We start from the raw sequence: 18394 nt of genomic DNA on the forward strand, positions 1-18394 counted from the left end.
TTAATACTTAATACGCCATATATTGCTAGTTATTTTTTATTTTGTGTGGCAGTCGTACCCGAAGAATTTTTCTTTTAAACATCTGGCTGTTAAAAGGTATCACAGGATAAATGTAGCTTTTTCCTGATATTGTCCTGTTAAAGCATACAAGCACTATTGCAAATATGACTCCTGCCAGAAGTCCGATTCTTCCAAAGAACTGCACCAGAATCAGATTGACTATTCTTATGAATTTTAATGCATATCCCATCTCAAAACTTGCCTGTGAGTAAGTTCCAACCGTTACAACTGCCATATAAAGAAGCGATTCTGAATTAAACCACCCGGACTCCACAGCGTATTCTCCCACAACAATACCAGCAAGAATACTCAAAGGTGTCGACAGCATTCCTGGCGTATTGACCGCCGCCAGCTTAAGCCCATCAACTGCAAGTTCAAGAATAAAAAGCTGCAATATAACCGGAACCGTTATATCCTCACTTATCGTTATGAATTTCAGCCATTCAGGCACCCACTGTGGATTGCTCTCAAGCAAAAGCCATACAGGTGTAAGAAAAACCGTAAGCAATGTAAAGAAGAACCTCGACAGTCTTATATAAGTTCCTATCATTGGCGAAAAATTAAAATCATCTGCTTCTTCTATTATATCAAATACATTTGTTGGAATTATCATTACTGCAGGTGATGTATCTACCATAATAACTATATTTCCATCAAAAAGTGCTGCTGCAGCGGTATCGGGTCTTTCGGAATATTTATACTTAGGAAACGGATTAATCCATTTTCCCTTAAACATACATTCAGCAAGGCTCTCTATATTCATAGTGAGCGCCTCAACCTCTATGCTGCTTATCAGATTCTCAATTCTTTCAAGCAACTTCTTATCAACCTTATCATTAATATAGCACACAGCAACATCTGTCCTGGAGCGTTCCCCTACAGTATACATTTCCATTGAAAAGCGGCTATCCCTTATTCTTCTTCTTAAAAGTGCCGCATTGCACACAAGTGTCTCAACAAATCCGTCTCTTGAGCCACGCAGAACCTTGTCTTTGTAAGGCTCTGTAACTGAACGCATTGGATAAGTGCGGCAGTCAATAAGTATACATTCATCAAAGCCATCTATTATCATGACTGTCTGTCCTGAAAGAAATGCCTTCTCCACTTCGTCGTAATGTCCGTTTTTTTCAATCTCTGTATACGGCATTCCGACTTCTAAGAATGTATCTATATCCTTTATGTCCGATTCTTTCAATGAATAAAAAAACTGCACCAGTTTTTCAATTGTTTCTTCCTGTACGAATCCATCTATAAAGTAAAAATGTGTTCTCTTCCCACCTATTAATACATCTCTTTGCAGAATGTCAAAATTCCTGTCCACTCTTAACTTTTCATTCATCATGCGGACATTCATGTCTATGTTAGTTGTAAAATCAGTCATGCTTACTCCTTTCACCTGCACATTTTCAACCGCACTTTAAAACACCTTTCGATATCCCATATTGCCGCTAAATCCCTTCAAAGCACGAAAAGGGCAGGACTTACGCCCTGCCCTTATAGAATGTCCACATTTGACACATTTATTCTGCTATTAGTTCTCAAAAAGTGATGTTGAGTAATATCTGTCGCCGCTGTCTGGAAGCAGTGCAACGATTGTCTTGCCTTCATTCTCTGGTTTCTTAGCCCACTCGATTGCTGCGTAAAGTGCTGCACCTGCCGATATTCCAACCAGAATTCCCTCTGTGTGTGATATCAATCTGGCATACTCGAATGCGTCATCATTATCAACTGGAACTACGCTGTCATATATCTTAGTATTAAGAATTTCTGGAACAAAGCCTGCTCCAATTCCCTGAATCTTATGTGGTCCCGGCTTGCCCTGTGAAAGTACCGGTGAAGTTGCAGGCTCAACTGCAATTATCTCAATCTTGTCATTCTTAGACTTAAGATATTCACCAACGCCTGTAATTGTTCCGCCTGTACCAACACCTGCAACAAATGCGTCAACTTCTCCATCCGTATCATTCCATATCTCTGGACCAGTTGTTCTTCTGTGTGCATCCGGGTTAGCAGGATTAACAAACTGTCCTGCAATCATGCTGCCTTCAATCTCATTCTTTAATTCTTCTGCCTTCGCAATAGCTCCTGTCATTCCCTTGTAACCAGGAGTAAGTACAATTTCTGCACCATATGCCTTAATTATATTTCTTCTTTCAACACTCATAGTCTCTGGAAGAACTATTATTGTTCTGTAGCCTTTTGCTGTTGCAATAGCAGCAAGTCCGATTCCTGTATTGCCAGATGTGGGCTCAATAATTGTTGCACCGGGCTTAAGAATACCTTTCTCCTCTGCATCTTCAATCATTGCCTTGGCAACTCTGTCCTTAACGCTTCCTGTTGCATTAAAATATTCAAGCTTAACAAGTACTCTTGCCTTAAGTCCAAACTTCTCTTCAATATGTCCGACTTCTACAAGTGGTGTGTTACCTATTAAATCTGCTGCTGATTTATATATCTTTCCCATACAATCCTCTTTTCTTGTGGTATTGTCCCACATTTTCTAATATCAATTCATGAAAACATTTCATGAATCTGGTGTTATGTTTATGTAATACATAAACATACTATGTTTGTATGTTATTATAGGACAATAATTTTGATTTGTACAGTACTTTTTTATTTTTCTTTTTTAAATCATGTGTATTCCGCTCGCCAGCTTCTCGTTTTGGACTTCATCCATGCCTTCCGCTACTTCAACATCCAATCTGCTCCTCCGGCTTCCCGGTTTTGGACTTCATCCGTGTCTCACTCTGCTCTAACGTCCAATCCATGTTCCCGGCCTCCCGGTTTTGGATTTCATCCGTGCCTCACTCTGCTCTAACGTCCAATTCCCGCTTCCGGCTTCCCGGTTTTGGACTTCATCCGTGCCTCTCTCCGCTCTAACGTCCAATTCACGCTCCCGGCTTCCCCGCTGACTTCTTAATCGCTTCCACCAGCCCGCTATAGCTATGCTCACAAGCTTCAATTATCCTATTCTCTTTCACGCCCGCCTCAACAAGCTTTTTGCTGCAGGCGGGACCAATGCTATACACTGGGACTTCACCTGATTCACCAAGCTTGTCAATCAGCCATTTTATTCTCTCACCGCTGATGCCACTGGTAACAGCTATTCCAGAAACATCAATGAAATCTTTCATTTCGTACTCTGCATATGTATCAACATATTCATTCCTATATACTGGAATCTTAATCAGTTCTCCGTAATCTTTCATAGCTTCTTCAAGTGAACCGCTTGTTACCTCAGCACACAGATATACAACCTTCCCGGCTGCAATATTCATCAGACTCTTTCCAAGCTCCAAGCCCGCAGCTTGTAAAGAAACAAAATCAGCTTCAAGACCGCATGTTGTTCTTAAAGCTTCCTGTGTCTTTTTACCGACTACCGCAATCTTAACACCAGCAGGAAGTTCACACTTCCCCATATTATAAGCAAACCCAGCCACAGCATTTTTACTTGTAAACACAAGCCACTGTGCATCTTTTATCTGTGTCTCAAAATCTTTAACCTTTATGTATTCAATCCTGCCAGTCACTATTTTTTCGCAGGAAAGCCCCTCCTTTGCAAGTAATTCTGCAAGGGAAGGGCTTTTATCGTACATCTGTCCGTTTTCAATATATGTATATATGTATTTACCCACAATCTACTCCAATCCAAGCATACGGGCTGCTTCGTGACCAACCGCCTCGCTGTCAGTTCCTGTAACTTCAATTCTAAGAATCCTGCTGCAATCATCATTGCCAAATAACACAACCATTCGAAGGTCACCGTTATCCTTTGTCACACAATGTGCGCCAACCGGGGCATGACAGCCGCCGCCTGTTAATCTTAAAAATGTTCTTTCAGCAACAGCTTCTCTATCAGAATTATCATCTGACAAAGCATTTATCTTATCAAGAAGTTCTGTATTCACCTCTGCAGTCTCAATCGCAAGAACTCCCTGTGCCGGTGCCGGAATAACAACCTCCGGGTCAAGATACTCTGTTATCTCAGATGATCTGCCAAGTCTGTTAAGTCCTGCTGCCGCAAGCACAATTCCATCAAGTCCGTATGAATCGTCCATAAGTTTGTTAATTCTTGTATCAACATTTCCCCTAATAGCAGTAAACTGGATATCAGGACGCAGCATTGCAAGCTGGCATGCACGCCTGATGCTCCCAGTGCCTATAACCGCACCAGAAGGAAGTTCTGAAAAACTTCCTGCAGTCTTTAATATAAGTACATCTCTGCAATCCTCTCGTTTCCACGCCTTTGCAAATGTAAGTCCAGTCTCACATTCAGCCGGCATATCCTTCATGCTGTGAACCGCCATATCAATGCTGCCTGAAAGAAGTTCTTCCTCAATCTCCTTTACAAAAAGGCCCTTAGTTCCAATCGCAGCAAGCGGCTTATCCGTAACCTTGTCGCCTGTTGTCTTAATTATAACAAGTTCAAATGTATCCTCAGGATACGCCTCTTCCATTCTTCTCTTAACATATTCCGACTGGACAAGTGCCAGCTTCGAACCTCTCGTTCCTATTCTGTAATGCATAATCCTCCCTACAAGCCAAACAGTCTTTCAACCATATCTTTATACTGCTGCTGTTCATTTTCTTCCACATTTTTCAATTCTTCAATCGGTTCTTTTAACAATCTGTGTAGTGACGACTTAAGAATTTTCTTTAAGATTACCCTGTCATGGTCTGAAAGGTCAATCTTGCGGTTAAGATAATCATAGCTGTCCTGTACTATCTCATCACATTTTTTGCCAAGTGACTGGATAGTTGTATCCATTCTGCTTGATGTGAGCCATTTCTTTGTTTCCGCTATATACTCATCAATCACGCACTGGCTTTCCTTTAGCAAATGTGCCCTCTCGTTCTGATTAGACTTCACAATCCCACCTATCCTGTCAAGATCAATAAGAGTAACTCCACAAATGTCACCTGAAGATTTTTCTATATCTCTTGGTGCAGCAAGATCAAGAAGTGTCATCTTTTTACCCTCTGATAATTCAGAAGCTCTAATAACCAGGTGAGGTGATGAAGTCGCTGAGACAACTATATCACTGCTTTTAAGTGCTTCTGTTTTCTTATCATATGCAATAACCTCAATCTGTGAAAACTCCTTAAGCAACGCCTTCGCATGCTGATAAGTTCTTGAACACACTGTTACATCAGCGCCATATTCTGCCAGATATCTTATGGCGAGAGCCGCGGTTTTGCCGCTTCCTATAACGAGTGCATGCTTTCCTGATATGCCACATACTCTGTCTAACTCCTGAATACCGACATAGCATACAGATACTGGTTTTTCACTTACCTTATACTCTGTCTTAATCCGCTTTGCACAGCTTACCGCTTCTCTTACTATATAATTAAGCTCTTTCCCGCTGTGTCCAAGCGTTCTTGAAAGGTCTGCCGCATCCTTTAACTGGCCTAGTATCTGATCCTCTCCAAGCACCATGCTTTCAAGTCCGGCGGCTATGCAAAACAGATATACCAGTGCTTCTTCACCACATTTGACACCAGCTAATTTAGTATCAGTAAGTCCAAAATAATCATTGAATAAATCGAACATTACTTGTACAAATGTTTCATCCTCATACAGATAAAACACTTCGCATCTGTTGCATGTTGAAAGGCAAATGCACTGGTTCACACCTGCTTCCTCTGCCTGTTGCATAAAGTCTGCTATTCCGCTGTCTGTGAATGTAATTTTATCCCTTACTGAAAGGTCTGTATTCTTATAATTAATTCCTACATATCCTAACTGCATCTGTATTCTCACTTATTATACGAATTATTTTCTGAAGAATTCTTCCATAACCTCTATTGTACGGTTGATGTCTTCATTAGTGTGTGCATCTGACACGAACATTGCCTCAAACTGTGATGGTGCAATGTATATTCCGTTATCAAGCATATGTCCAAAGTATTCTGCATACTTCTTAGTGTCTGACTTTACTGCACTGTCATAATCTTCTACTGCATCTGGTGTAAAGAATATGCTCATAAGTGAACCAATCTGATTAACCGATACCCTTCCGGCTCCACATTTTCTTACACTGTCAGCAATACGCTTTGTCTTAGTCTCAAGTCTGTCGTATATATCCTTATTATCTCTTAAGATTCTTAAAGTCTCTAAGCCTGCTGCTGTTGCAATTGGATTGCCTGACAATGTTCCTGCCTGATATACAGGGCCGTCAGGACTTACCATACGCATAATGTCAGCTCGTCCACCATATGCGCCGACTGGCATACCCCCACCTACAATCTTTCCAAGAGTTGTAAGGTCTGGCTTTATGTTAAAGTACTCCTGCGCTCCGCCAATTGAAAGTCTGAAGCCTGTTATTACCTCATCAAATATAAGAAGACTTCCATTCTCATTAGTTATGTCTCTTAAGAATTCAAGAAATCCATGTCTTGGAAGCACAACTCCCATGTTAGCTGCAACTGGTTCAACTATTACCGCAGCTATTTCATCTTTATTGTTATCAAAAAGCTCCTTCACAGAATCGCAGTCATTGTACTCTGCTACAAGTGTATTCTTAGTGTAATCAGCAGGAACTCCTGCACTGTCCGGAACTGATGTTGTAAGTGCTGCTGAACCGGCTTTTACTAAAAGTCCGTCAGAATGTCCATGATAACAGCCTCTGAACTTAATTATCTTGTCTCTTCCGGTGTAGCCTCTTGCCACACGGATTGCACTCATAACAGCTTCTGTTCCTGAGCTTACAAGACGGCTCACCTCCATTGTAGGAATAAGCTCATATATAAGCTCTGCCATCTCAACTTCTCTCTTAGTTGGTGCACCATATGTAAGGCCTGCTTCCGCAGCTTCCTTAACCTTTGCAATTACTCTGTCATGTGCATGACCTAATATTCCCGGTCCCCATGAACATATGTAGTCAATCATTTCATTCCCATCTACATCAGTAATTCTGTCTCCCTTGGCAGAAGCTATGAATCTTGGCACTCTGTCAACTGCCTTGTATGCCCTGACAGGACTGTTTACACCACCCGGCATATGCTTTACTGCTCTCTCATATAAATCCTTTGACATCTCTTCATTCATAAAACCTGCTCCTCCTGCTTAATTTAATACTGCTAAAAATGTTACTCTTCCTTTAACCATTTTGCCACATCTATAGCATGATATGTTATTATCATCTTAGCTCCGGCTCTCTTAAAGCCTGTCATATTCTCCATTACAATCTTCTTCTCATCAATCCAGCCATTCATTGCTGCTGCCTTAACCATCGCGTACTCACCGCTTACATTGTAAGCGACAATTGGAATATTGAAGTTAAGCGCTATCTCTTTCATAACGTCCATATATCCGAGTGCCGGTTTTGCAATAATCATGTCTGCACCTTCTAATATGTCTTCTTCAACTTCCCTTAACGCTTCTTTTCCATTAGCCGGGTCCATCTGATATGTCTTTCTGTCACCAAATCCCGGTGCTGAATGTGCGGCATCCCTGAACGGTCCGTAATATCCTGATGCAAATTTGGCACTGTATGAACATATAGGAATATTAACCAGTCCTGCCTCATCAAGTGCATTTCTGATTGCCTCAACTCTCTTATCCATCATGTCACTCGGTGCAATTATATCTGCCCCCGCTTTTGCATAAGCAACTGACGCCTTTGCAAGAAGCGGCAGTGTCTCATCATTTAATATAACGCCATCTTTTACAAGTCCGCAGTGTCCATGTGATGTGTACTCACACAGGCACACATCAGCCATGATAACAAGCTCTGGATAAGCATCCTTAATAAGGCGGATTGCCCTGCACACAACACCTTCCTCGTCATATGCCTCACTTCCGACCTCATCTTTATGTACAGGTATTCCAAAAAGCAGAATTCCCTTAATTCCAACCTCTACAGCACGTCCGATTTCTTCAAGAACATGGTCAAGCGAATACTGACATATTCCCGGCATTGATGGTACTTCCTGTATTACATCGTTCTCCTCCGTAACAAATACAGGGTATATAAGCTCGTCCACCCTTACATGATTCTCTCTTACCATATCTCTTAATGTCGCATTCATTCTTAATCTTCTTGTTCTGTCCATGATTATCATCTTCCTTCCAACGTTTCCTATATAATAGCATTGCATATAAACATTGTAAACTGGTATGTTATGTTCTGCTGTGTATCTTAACCATTCTTGCATACTCACCATCAAGCTTCATAAGCTCCTCGTGAGTTCCTCTCTCCTTGATGCCCTCGTCAGTAAGCATCAGGATTTCCTCCGCATTTTCAATAGTTGTAAGTCTGTGTGCTATTACAAATGTGGTTCTGTTCTTAGCCAGCTTCTCAAGTGATTCCTGTACAATCTGCTCACTCTCATTATCAAGTGCTGATGTCGCCTCATCAAATATAAGAATTGGAGGATTCTTTAAGAATACTCTTGCAATTGACAGTCTCTGCTTCTGACCTCCTGACAATTTGACTCCGCGTTGTCCGATATCTGTGTCGTATCCGTTCTCAAAGCTCATAATAAAATCATGCGCATTTGCAAGCTTTGCCGCTTGAATTACTTCTTCGTCTGTAGCATCTGGCTTTCCATATCTTATGTTCTCTTTAATTGTACCCATAAACAGATACACATCCTGCTGTACAACTCCAATATGGTCACGCAGGCTTTTAAGCGTAACATCTTTGATATCTGTTCCGTCAATCTTAATCGAACCGCCCGTCACCTCATAAAATCTTGGAATAAGCGAGCAGAGTGTTGTCTTTCCAACTCCCGAAGGACCTGCAAGTGCAACATATTCTCCCGGTCTTACTGACAGATTAACCCCCGAAAGCACCTCGTCCACGCCGTCCTTATATCTGAATGACACATTTTCAAATGTTATTGCACCCTTCACATCAGTAAGCTCCTTTGCGTCAGGCTTATCAGCTATTTCCGGCTCTACTGAAAGAATCTCTAAGAATCTTTCGTAACCCGAATAGCCATTCTGGAACTGCTCTGTGAAATCAATAAGCACCTTAACTGGCTCCGTAAAAATATTTATATACAGTAAAAATGTAACGAAATCCGTAATATTTACCCAGCCCTTTGCAATTCCAATACCGCCTGCTGCGATTACGATTACATTTATCATTGTTGTAAATGCAGTAAGTCCTGCATTGTACATTCCCATATAATGATAGCTGTCTCTCTTAGATTCAAGGAACAAGTCATTGCCTTTCTTAAATTTCTCACATTCAATATCTTCATTTGCAAATGACTTAACAACCCTTATTCCAGACAAATTGTCCTCTATCTGTGCATTTATCTCACCGATTCTTACCCTGTTTCTCTTAAATGCTCTCTTCATGCGCTTGTTAAGCACATACGCGAATACAAGCATGAACGGAATCAGCACAAATGCGGCAATCGTAAGTCTTAAGTCAATCGAACTTAATATGCATAATGCACCAATTATCTTAATCAGTGAAATAGTTATATTCTCTGGTCCATGATGCAAAAGCTCTGTAATATCGAACAAATCTGATGTTATTCTTGATAATAACTGTCCAACCTTCTGGTCATCATAGAATGAATATGAGAGCTTCTGATAATGATTGAATATCTCTGCCCTCATATCGTACTCAATCTTTGCACCCATTACATGTCCATAATTAGATATATAGTAGTTGCAGCCCCACTGTATCAGTACAAGCACAAAAAGTACTCCAACAATAATCATAATTCTTGAAAGTGCTTCATTGGCACTCATATATGCGACCTTTGATGTAATGAACCTTACAACAAGTGGTATCACAAGTGCCACCGCTGCTGACATCATTGCCAGTATCATATCAAGTATAAATGTGCCTAAATACGGCTTGTAGTATTTAGCCAGCTTCTTAAGATTCTCTTTCATAATCTTCTCCTGTTTTCTATATTTAATCTTCTTCAATTCCTGCCCGATATTATAGCATAAAGTAAGACAATGAAAAAGTATATAAAATGTCCGGCATGCAATTCATTTTAAATCACATGCCGGACATTTTTAACCTTCTACTCGCTCACAAGTTCCGCTTTCTGTGCCTTACCATCTCTGCCTGCTCCGTTAATTGCAAGATATAAAAGCCCTATTCCAATAAATATAAGCAATAGAACCACAATCATATACACAACTCCGATTCCTAGAGATTCAGATCCCATCTTGCTTAAATCCCAGCCAAACCAGCCTGTCGGTGCTGCATAATTAAGGAAGTTATAAGGTGCTGTCATTGTATCATACCATCTTACTCCAAGTGCAGCCAGTATGTATACGAATGCAACATAGCAAAGTGGTGGAATAACTGCATATATTGCATATATTTTCTTTGCCACAAAGCCCTTATCAAACATAAGGAAATCAGCAATTGCAAATACCGGACCAATTAAATGTACTCCAAGACTTCCCGCATATTTATTAAGATATGCACCAATCAGTCCATTCTCTGAAGTCGGTCCAAGAATAATCATATACACCAGACATGTCAGTGTAATCGAAAGTGTCATAAGGAATTTAAGAATATAAAGCCCATTGCTCTTATAATCCTTTTCCTTCGTAAGCAGTATAACATCAAGCACAATAAACACCGCCAGCACAATATCAAGTGCCACATTAGACAGCGTTGTAAAAAATGTAAATGACTTAATACTGTCAATCGTAAACACAAGACCATACACTGAAGCAATCAGCGATATTGCCTTAAATATAATACTTGTAATCAATTTTTTCTTATTTAAAACATTTGTATTCAATTTGAGCCTCCAATTATTTTGATTTTCAAATTATAATACATATTAGTTTGATTATCAAGTTATTTATACAAAGTATCAATATATTCTTTCAGTTTATCATACGATTCTTTATCCACCTTATAATCTGCCCCATTCCATGTAACTTTTCCAGCAAGTACAATCGTATTTGCCACCCCATCTTTATAATAAGTAATGCAATATCCCCAACCATTAGTCCGTGGGAATTTCTTTGCCTTAAGATTCATATTCTTTACCAGACTGCTTATCTGCATTCTCTGTTCCTCATTCGGTGTTATAGTCTTTCCTGTACCACCAGACATTATTGTCATCTCATTAAAGCCGCTGATATCAATATTAACTACCTGTTTTGATGTACTGCCTATCAGATACACTGCAATCCCCACAACTGCCAGTGCAGCAATAATCGCTGCTATAGCTTTTCCGCTTATTTTCTTCTTCATAAGATACCTCCTATCTTCTCTCCGTTTCATAGATCAGCCTGTTACTTTTACTTGTTCCTTTTGGACTTTCTCCGTGGCTTCCACCGCTTCAACGTCCAATCCACCACTATTTCTCACTCCTTTTGGACTTCCTCCGTGGCTCACTCCGCTTCAACGTCCAATCCACCTCTCTTTCTCGTTCCTTTTGGACTTCAACCTGTCTCCCAACCGCTTCAACGTCCAATCCGCCTCTCTTTCTCGTTCCTTTAGGACTTCAACCTGCCTTCACTCTGCTTCAATGTCCAATCCGCCACAGCTTTTCTTTTCTTCTGCATATATATACGAATCCCTCTCTCAAAAAGTTTAACTTTACACCCTTACTTCCCACAATTTTCCCATCTTCTCCCCACCACAAAAAACTCCCGCAGGGACAAGCCCTGCGGGAGCATTTGAGAAACATACAAACTATTAAGTTATATATTAATTACTTGTAAAGTTCTACTAACTTCTGGAGATGCTCATATCTTTCCTTAGCAACTTCCTCAGACTTAGCGAAGAGTCTCTCAGCTCTTTCTGGGAATGGCTTAACAAGTCTTGTATAACGAGCCTCGTTATTAAGGAATTCCTGATATGATCCATCACCTTCCTTAGATGTAAGTGTGAATGGATTCTTTCCTTCAGCCTTGAGTGCTGGGTTGAATGAGAAGAGGTTCCAGTAACCAGCCTTAACAGCCTTCTTCATCTCATCCTGGCAGTGGTTCATACCACCCTTAGCGATACCGTGAAGTTCGCAAGGAGCGTAACCAATGATAAGTGATGGTCCGTTGTAAGCCTCTGCTTCCTTGATTACCTTAAGAGCCTGAGCCATGTTAGCACCAAGAGCAATCTGAGCTACATATACATAACCATACTGCATAGCGATTTCAGAAAGGCTCTTCTTTCCGATTTCCTTACCTGCTGCAGCGAACTGGCAAACCTCACCGATGTTAGAAGCCTTAGAAGCCTGTCCACCTGTGTTAGAATACATTTCTGTATCGAATACCATAACGTTAACGTTCTCACCAGAAGCAAGTACGTGGTCTAATCCGCCGTAACCGATATCGTAAGCCCATCCATCACCACCGAAGATCCATACAGACTTCTTAGCAAGGTAATCCTTCTTAGCTAATACCTGTGGAGCTGTTGGACAACCATCTGCAGCTGCCTTCTCTAACTCTGCAACAAGAGCTTCTGTAGCTGGTGTGTTAGCCTTAGTATCATCCTTAGTCTCGATGTACTTAGCTGCTGCTACCTTGAACTCAGCAGATGCCTTATCAGATGCAGCCATCTCTTCAATCATCTCGATAGCCTGCTCTCTGATGTACTTCTGACCAATATACATACCTAAACCATGCTCAGCATTATCCTCGAATAATGAGTTACACCAAGCTGGACCCTTCTTAGAATCCTTGTTTACTGTATATGGTGAAGTAGCAGCTGGGTTACCCCAGATAGAAGAACAACCTGTAGCATTAGAAATGTACATCTGCTCACCGAATAACTGTGTAATTAATCTAGCATATGATGTCTCTGCGCATCCTGCACATGAACCTGAGAATTCAAGTAATGGCTGGTTGTACTGAGAACCGATTGGAGTTTCAACAAGCGCTGGCTTGATTTCCTTCTTACCAACGTTAGCAACGAGGTAATCAAATACAGGCTGCTCAGCTGACTGAGATTCCTGTGGAACCATCTTAATAGCTTCTCCTGCCTTAGGACATACAGTAACACACTCGCCACATCCCATACAATCTAAAGGAGATACAGACATTGTATACTTCATAGTTGTATCTACAGCATGCTTAGAATCTGCAAGCTTGATGTTTGCTGGAGCTGCTGTAACTTCATCAGCTGAAAGAATAAATGGTCTGATTGTTGCATGTGAACAAACAAATGCACAGCTGTTACACTGAATGCAGGCTGCTGGATCCCACTCAGGAACCATAACGGCTGTTCCTCTCTTCTCGTATGCAGAAGCACCTGTTTCGAACTGACCATCAGCGCAATCCTTGAATGCTGAAACTGGAAGGCTGTCACCATCCATCTTAGAGATTGGCTCAAGAAGATCGTTAACTAACTTAACAACTTCTGGACGTCCTGTCTTAGCTTCCTTAGGAGCATCAGCTTCTGGATTAGCCCAAGAATCTGGAACTTCTACCTTATGTATAGCATCTACACCGGCATCAATAGCCTTGTAGTTCATCTCTACTACAGCATCACCCTTCTTAGAGTAAGACTTCTTAGCAGCTTCCTTCATGAACTTAATAGCATCATCGATAGGCATTACATCAGCTAACTTAAAGAAAGCAGACTGTAAGATTGTGTTAGTTCTCTTACCCATACCGATTTCGATAGCCTTATCAATGGCATTGATTGTGTAAAGCTGAATCTTGTTATCATAAATGTACTTCTTAGCTTCAGCGTTAAGATGATGTCCTAATTCTTCATCTGTCCACTGGCAGTTGATCATGAATACTCCACCTGGCTTAACATCCTGTACCATCTTCATACCCTGTGTAACATATGCTGGGTTATGACATGCTACGAAGTCAGCCTGATTGATGTAATATGGACTCTTAATTGGGTTATCACCGAATCTTAAGTGAGAAATTGTGATACCACCTGTCTTCTTAGAATCATACTGGAAGTATGCCTGGATGTACTTGTCTGTGTGGTCACCGATAATCTTAGTAGAGTTCTTGTTAGCACCTACTGTACCATCTCCACCGAGACCCCAGAACTTACATTCCTTAGTACCAGCAGCTGAAGTAATTGGAGCTGGCTTAACTTCTGGAAGTGAAAGGTTAGTAACATCATCAACGATACCGATTGTGAATCTGCTCTTAGGAGCATCCTTCTCTAATTCCTTATATACAGCGAAGATAGATGAAGGTGGTGTATCCTTAGAACCAAGACCATATCTGCCACCAACTAATGTGATGTCGTTAAGTCCTGCTTCACGAAGTGTTGTAGCAACATCAAGGAAAAGAGGCTCACCAAGAGAACCTGGCTCCTTTGTTCTGTCAAGTACAGCAATCTTCTTAGCTGTCTTAGGAATAACCTTTAAGATAGCTTCTGATGACCATGGTCTGTAAAGTCTTACCTTAATAAGACCAACCTTTTCACCCTTAGCTGTAAGATAATCAATAACTTCTTCTACTACGTCGTTAACAGAACCCATAGCGATGATTACTCGCTCTGCATCTGGTGCACCATAGTAGTTAAATAATCCATAATTAGTACCGAGCTTCTCGTTAACCTTGTTCATGTACTTCTCAACTACTGCTGGAAGAGCATCATAAACTGAGTTACAAGCCTCTCTGTGCTGGAAGAAGATATCACCATTCTCATGTGAACCACGAGCTGATGGATGATTAGGATTAAGAGCGTGTGCTCTGAATTCTTCAACTGCATCCATTGGGCACATATCCTTAAGATCTTCGTAATCCCACTCTTCAATCTTCTGAATCTCGTGTGATGTACGGAAACCATCAAAGAAGTTAAGGAAAGGTGTCTTTCCTTCAAGTGCTGCACAGTGAGCTACTGGAGAAAGATCCATAACCTCCTGTGGGTTAGTTTCACAAAGCATTGCAAAACCTGTCTGACGACATGCGTATACATCTGAATGATCACCAAAGATGTTCAATGCATGTGATGATACTGTACGGGCAGATACGTCGAATACGCATGGGAGCTGCTCACCAGCTATCTTATACATATTAGGAATCATAAGTAAAAGGCCCTGTGAAGCTGTAAATGTTGTTGTTAATGCACCTACACCTAAAGAACCATGAACTGTACCTGCAGCACCAGCCTCTGATTCCATCTCAACTACCTTAACAGTACTGCCGAAAATGTTCTTTCTTCCGGCTGCTGACCACTGGTCAACATAATCTGCCATCGGGCTTGATGGTGTGATTGGATAGATACCAGCAACTTCTGTATATGCATAAGCTACATGTGCAGCGGCTGTATTACCATCCATAGAATGTTTCTGTCTTGCCATTATAAATATTTCCTCCTTAAGAAAATTTAGGCGGCATAAATGTACCAGCTATAAATAACCAGATATACATTATACGTCCCTACATATTACTTAATATTTTATTATCTTTATCTCCAAAAGTAAAGGCATAAATGTGAGATTTCATGCTTATTTCATTATTAAAATCAATACAATGCCATTAAAAACTGGACTTTTCCAATGTCCAAGCATCGGAAAAGTCCAATTACACGATTTACATATTCTTATTATTACTACATTTTATTAATAAATCATTATATTAATCGTCTTCACCCTGAAGTGCATCATAACCTGATTCTCCGGTTCTTACCTTTACTACATCCTCAACATCATATACAAAAATCTTACCATCACCGATATGACCTGTATAGAGAGCCTTTCTTGTAGCATTGATAACATCCATTACAGGAACTGAAGATATTACCATCTCAACCTGTGTCTTAGGAAGAAGCTGGATATCCATTGGAACACCTCTGTAATATTCAGGAGCACCCTTCTGTGTACCACATCCAAGAACCTGTGTAACTGTCATACCTGTAACTCCGATATCGTTCATGGCCTTCTTGAATCTCTCGAATCTCTCCTGCTTCATAAGAATCTCAACCTTGGTAATCTTCTTGCCATCACCTGCATCAGATGTCTTAACAAGAGCAGGTACAGAAGCTTCCATTGATTCTGAACCGATTACATCAACATCACCGTCAACAAAGTCCATACCACCAAATTCAAATCCTGCATAAGCACTTGAAAGACCATGCTCCATAATATCAAGGCCTCTGATTTCTTCTTCCTTAGAAGCTCTGAGTCCGATTGTAGCCTTAATTACTGTGAACACAATCACCATGCATACAGTTGCCCATGCTGCAACTGATATAAATCCTAATAACTGAAGTCCAAGCTGTGTGAATCCACCGCCATAGAAAAGACCTTCGCCCTTAATTGAACCACCTTCTAAAGCAATTGCATATCCTGGAGCTGAGCTTGTTGCAAAAAGGCCAACAGCAATTGTACCCCAGATACCATTCATCATATGTACTGCTACAGCACCTACAGGATCATCAACATGAAGCTTGTAGTCAAGAAGCCACACACCGAATACTACTAAAAGACCAGAAACAATACCTATCATTGTTGCACCAAATGCATCTGTTACATCACAAGGAGCTGTTATACCAACAAGACCTGCAAGTGAAGCATTTAAACACATTGAAACATCAGGCTTACCATATCTTATCCATGTGAATATCATACATGTTACTGTAGCTACTGCAGGAGCAACTGTTGTTGTAAGGAAAATAGAGCCTAAATCTTCAATTGTTGTTGCTGCTGCACCGTTAAATCCATACCAGCCAAACCACAGAATAAATACACCAAGTGCACCAAGTGGAATATTGTGTCCTGGGAAAGCATTTACCTTTATAACCTTACCATTAGCATCCTTTTCAAACTTACCAATACGAGGTCCAAGAATCTTAGCACCAATAAGAGCTGAAATACCACCAACCATGTGAATACAACAAGAACCTGCAAAATCATGGAAGCCTAACTGTGCAAGCCAGCCACCGCCCCAGATCCAGTGAGCTTCTATTGGATAGATAAGTGCTGAGATAACTGCTGAGTATACACAATATGATAAGAACTTTGTTCTCTCAGCCATGGCACCTGAAACAATAGTAGCTGTTGTAGCACAGAATACTAAGTTAAATACGAAACTAGAAAAATCAAAATCTTTGTAAGCCGTGAAGATATCAAAACCAGGCTTTCCAATAAAACCAAGTAAATCCTCACCTAATAAGAAACTGAATCCAATAAGAACGAACATTACTGTACCAATACAGAAGTCCATCAGATTCTTCATAATAATGTTACCTGAATTCTTTGCTCTTGTGAATCCTGTTTCTACCATTGCAAAACCTGCCTGCATCCAGAAAACAAGAGCTGCACCTATAAGGAACCACACACCGAATAATTCGGCATCTACCGCTGATAAAATCTCTTGCATAACCATTTCCTCCCTAATCAGAAATTCTTTTTAATTTAATTGCCGGTAACAGAGTTGATCAGGTTCTGTACCTGATTAAACAGAATGCAAAAAAGGCGTGCAGGCAGTTTTCCCAAACTGCTTACACGCCTTTGTGTACATCACTGTTCAATTCATGTTGTTCATTATACTCGCCATTTTCAATAATTATTGAAAAAATCGGACATTTTCATTGACTTTTTAATTTTTTCTTAATAATATTTTAATAAATAAACTTTTAGAGGAGACAATTTATGAAACATATGATACAGCCATTTGGAATTGACATGCATAAAAATGTTCTTACAGACACAAAAGCAGTTAAGCATATGCATTTTTACGAAGCAGATAAAACTAATACCATCCTTAACATCTCATTTATTCCATCATCCACTACAGAATGGATAATATGTTACAACGATAATAATGACATATCTGAATTCATATGTATCGGATGCCAGAACATATTTACAACACTTTCTCTTAAAGAATTTGACCATTATTTCGGGATAAGATTCGACAACACTGGCTGCTACTTTAATAAAGGCTGTGATATTAAGACTTATCCCGTCAACATTACAGACAATATATTCCGTTATGAGCCAGCCCCTCAATCGTATGAGATGCAGCTAATAAAGGATTTTCACAATTCTTCATCCTTTAAAGACAGAATTACACTTTTTAAAGCATTTGTTACAGATTGCAAGACCTTCTGCCCTGTTTCTGAAAATATTGAGAAACTTAACAGACTTATATATTCAGGTACCAGTACTGTTGCAGAATTATCAGAAGAATCAGAATATTCTGTAAGACATATATCAAGGCTTTACAACGAAGTCTATGGTATTGGTGCGAAGGATTTTATCAAAATGTACAGATTCCAGAATGTCCTTGCAGCCATAATTGCTGACCCAGAACGTGATAACAGCTTCTTTATTGAAGGTGCAGGTTATTCGGATCAGGCACATTTCCAAAGAGAATTCAGGACATTTATGGGAATGACTCCTAAGAATTACATAAAACTTATCAAGAATTTCTGATATACATGCTAAAACAGGTGACAATCTTCACAAT

General features: G+C 40.3%; 13 protein-coding genes. 1 reads left to right on the forward strand and 12 read right to left on the reverse strand.

The window, feature by feature from the left end; translation table 11 throughout:
- Window positions 1-25: 25 nt before the first annotated feature.
- From GKE48_RS02470 to GKE48_RS02525, 12 genes are all read right to left on the reverse strand, one after another.
- Entirely contained in the window at window positions 26-1441 is a 1416-nt protein-coding gene (locus GKE48_RS02470) for a spore germination protein (RefSeq protein WP_022097834.1), read from the reverse strand.
- A gap of 150 nt (window positions 1442-1591) precedes the next feature.
- Window positions 1592-2524 (reverse strand): cysteine synthase A, encoded by a 933-nt coding sequence (gene cysK / locus GKE48_RS02475; RefSeq protein ID WP_022097833.1) that lies wholly within the window; start codon window positions 2522-2524, stop codon window positions 1592-1594.
- 427 nt (window positions 2525-2951) lie between these two features.
- Window positions 2952-3698 (reverse strand): uroporphyrinogen-III synthase, encoded by a 747-nt coding sequence (locus GKE48_RS02480; RefSeq protein ID WP_154300372.1) that lies wholly within the window; start codon window positions 3696-3698, stop codon window positions 2952-2954.
- A 3-nt stretch (window positions 3699-3701) separates the two neighbouring features.
- Complete coding sequence (gene hemC / locus GKE48_RS02485; RefSeq protein WP_055286097.1) at window positions 3702-4589, reverse strand: hydroxymethylbilane synthase; 888 nt, start codon at window positions 4587-4589, stop codon at window positions 3702-3704.
- An 8-nt stretch (window positions 4590-4597) separates the two neighbouring features.
- A complete protein-coding gene (gene hemA, locus GKE48_RS02490; RefSeq protein ID WP_154300373.1) occupies window positions 4598-5815 on the reverse strand; it encodes a glutamyl-tRNA reductase in 1218 nt (405 codons plus the stop codon).
- Window positions 5816-5839: 24 nt separating this feature from the next.
- A complete protein-coding gene (hemL, locus tag GKE48_RS02495) occupies window positions 5840-7114 on the reverse strand; it encodes a glutamate-1-semialdehyde 2,1-aminomutase (RefSeq protein WP_154300374.1) in 1275 nt (424 codons plus the stop codon).
- A 41-nt stretch (window positions 7115-7155) separates the two neighbouring features.
- Window positions 7156-8121, reverse strand: a complete 966-nt coding sequence (gene hemB / locus GKE48_RS02500; protein WP_022097828.1) for a porphobilinogen synthase — start codon at window positions 8119-8121, stop codon at window positions 7156-7158.
- A 67-nt stretch (window positions 8122-8188) separates the two neighbouring features.
- Window positions 8189-9925, reverse strand: a complete 1737-nt coding sequence (locus GKE48_RS02505; RefSeq protein ID WP_022097827.1) for an ABC transporter ATP-binding protein — start codon at window positions 9923-9925, stop codon at window positions 8189-8191.
- Window positions 9926-10062: 137 nt separating this feature from the next.
- Entirely contained in the window at window positions 10063-10797 is a 735-nt protein-coding gene (locus GKE48_RS02510; RefSeq protein WP_022097826.1) for a hypothetical protein, read from the reverse strand.
- 59 nt (window positions 10798-10856) lie between these two features.
- A complete protein-coding gene (locus tag GKE48_RS02515; RefSeq protein ID WP_022097825.1) occupies window positions 10857-11258 on the reverse strand; it encodes a hypothetical protein in 402 nt (133 codons plus the stop codon).
- A 463-nt stretch (window positions 11259-11721) separates the two neighbouring features.
- Window positions 11722-15282 (reverse strand): pyruvate:ferredoxin (flavodoxin) oxidoreductase, encoded by a 3561-nt coding sequence (nifJ, locus tag GKE48_RS02520; RefSeq protein WP_154300375.1) that lies wholly within the window; start codon window positions 15280-15282, stop codon window positions 11722-11724.
- Between the two features lie 277 nt (window positions 15283-15559).
- Window positions 15560-17308: an ammonium transporter gene (locus GKE48_RS02525; RefSeq protein WP_154300376.1), complete on the reverse strand. Its 1749-nt coding sequence runs from the start codon at window positions 17306-17308 to the stop codon at window positions 15560-15562.
- Window positions 17309-17574: 266 nt separating this feature from the next.
- On the opposite strand from GKE48_RS02525, the gene GKE48_RS02530 reads away from it, so the two are divergent.
- Window positions 17575-18360 carry a helix-turn-helix domain-containing protein gene (locus tag GKE48_RS02530; protein WP_154300377.1) on the forward strand — a complete coding sequence of 262 codons (786 nt, stop codon included), beginning with the start codon at window positions 17575-17577 and terminating at the stop codon, window positions 18358-18360.
- Window positions 18361-18394 lie beyond the last annotated feature (34 nt).

This window comes from Lachnospira eligens (assembly GCF_009680455.1).
GTDB lineage: Bacteria > Bacillota > Clostridia > Lachnospirales > Lachnospiraceae > Lachnospira > Lachnospira eligens_A.

Coding starts and splice junctions, on each gene's coding strand:
- GKE48_RS02525 (WP_154300376.1), bottom strand. CDS start 17,308: ATGGTTATGCAAGAGATTTTATCAGCGGTAGATGCCGAATTATTCGGT.
- hemL (WP_154300374.1), bottom strand. CDS start 7,114: ATGAATGAAGAGATGTCAAAGGATTTATATGAGAGAGCAGTAAAGCAT.
- hemC (WP_055286097.1), bottom strand. CDS start 4,589: ATGCATTACAGAATAGGAACGAGAGGTTCGAAGCTGGCACTTGTCCAG.
- hemB (WP_022097828.1), bottom strand. CDS start 8,121: ATGGACAGAACAAGAAGATTAAGAATGAATGCGACATTAAGAGATATG.
- hemA (WP_154300373.1), bottom strand. CDS start 5,815: ATGCAGTTAGGATATGTAGGAATTAATTATAAGAATACAGACCTTTCA.
- GKE48_RS02530 (WP_154300377.1), top strand. CDS start 17,575: ATGAAACATATGATACAGCCATTTGGAATTGACATGCATAAAAATGTT.
- nifJ (WP_154300375.1), bottom strand. CDS start 15,282: ATGGCAAGACAGAAACATTCTATGGATGGTAATACAGCCGCTGCACAT.
- GKE48_RS02470 (WP_022097834.1), bottom strand. CDS start 1,441: ATGACTGATTTTACAACTAACATAGACATGAATGTCCGCATGATGAAT.
- GKE48_RS02505 (WP_022097827.1), bottom strand. CDS start 9,925: ATGAAAGAGAATCTTAAGAAGCTGGCTAAATACTACAAGCCGTATTTA.
- cysK (WP_022097833.1), bottom strand. CDS start 2,524: ATGGGAAAGATATATAAATCAGCAGCAGATTTAATAGGTAACACACCA.
- GKE48_RS02515 (WP_022097825.1), bottom strand. CDS start 11,258: ATGAAGAAGAAAATAAGCGGAAAAGCTATAGCAGCGATTATTGCTGCA.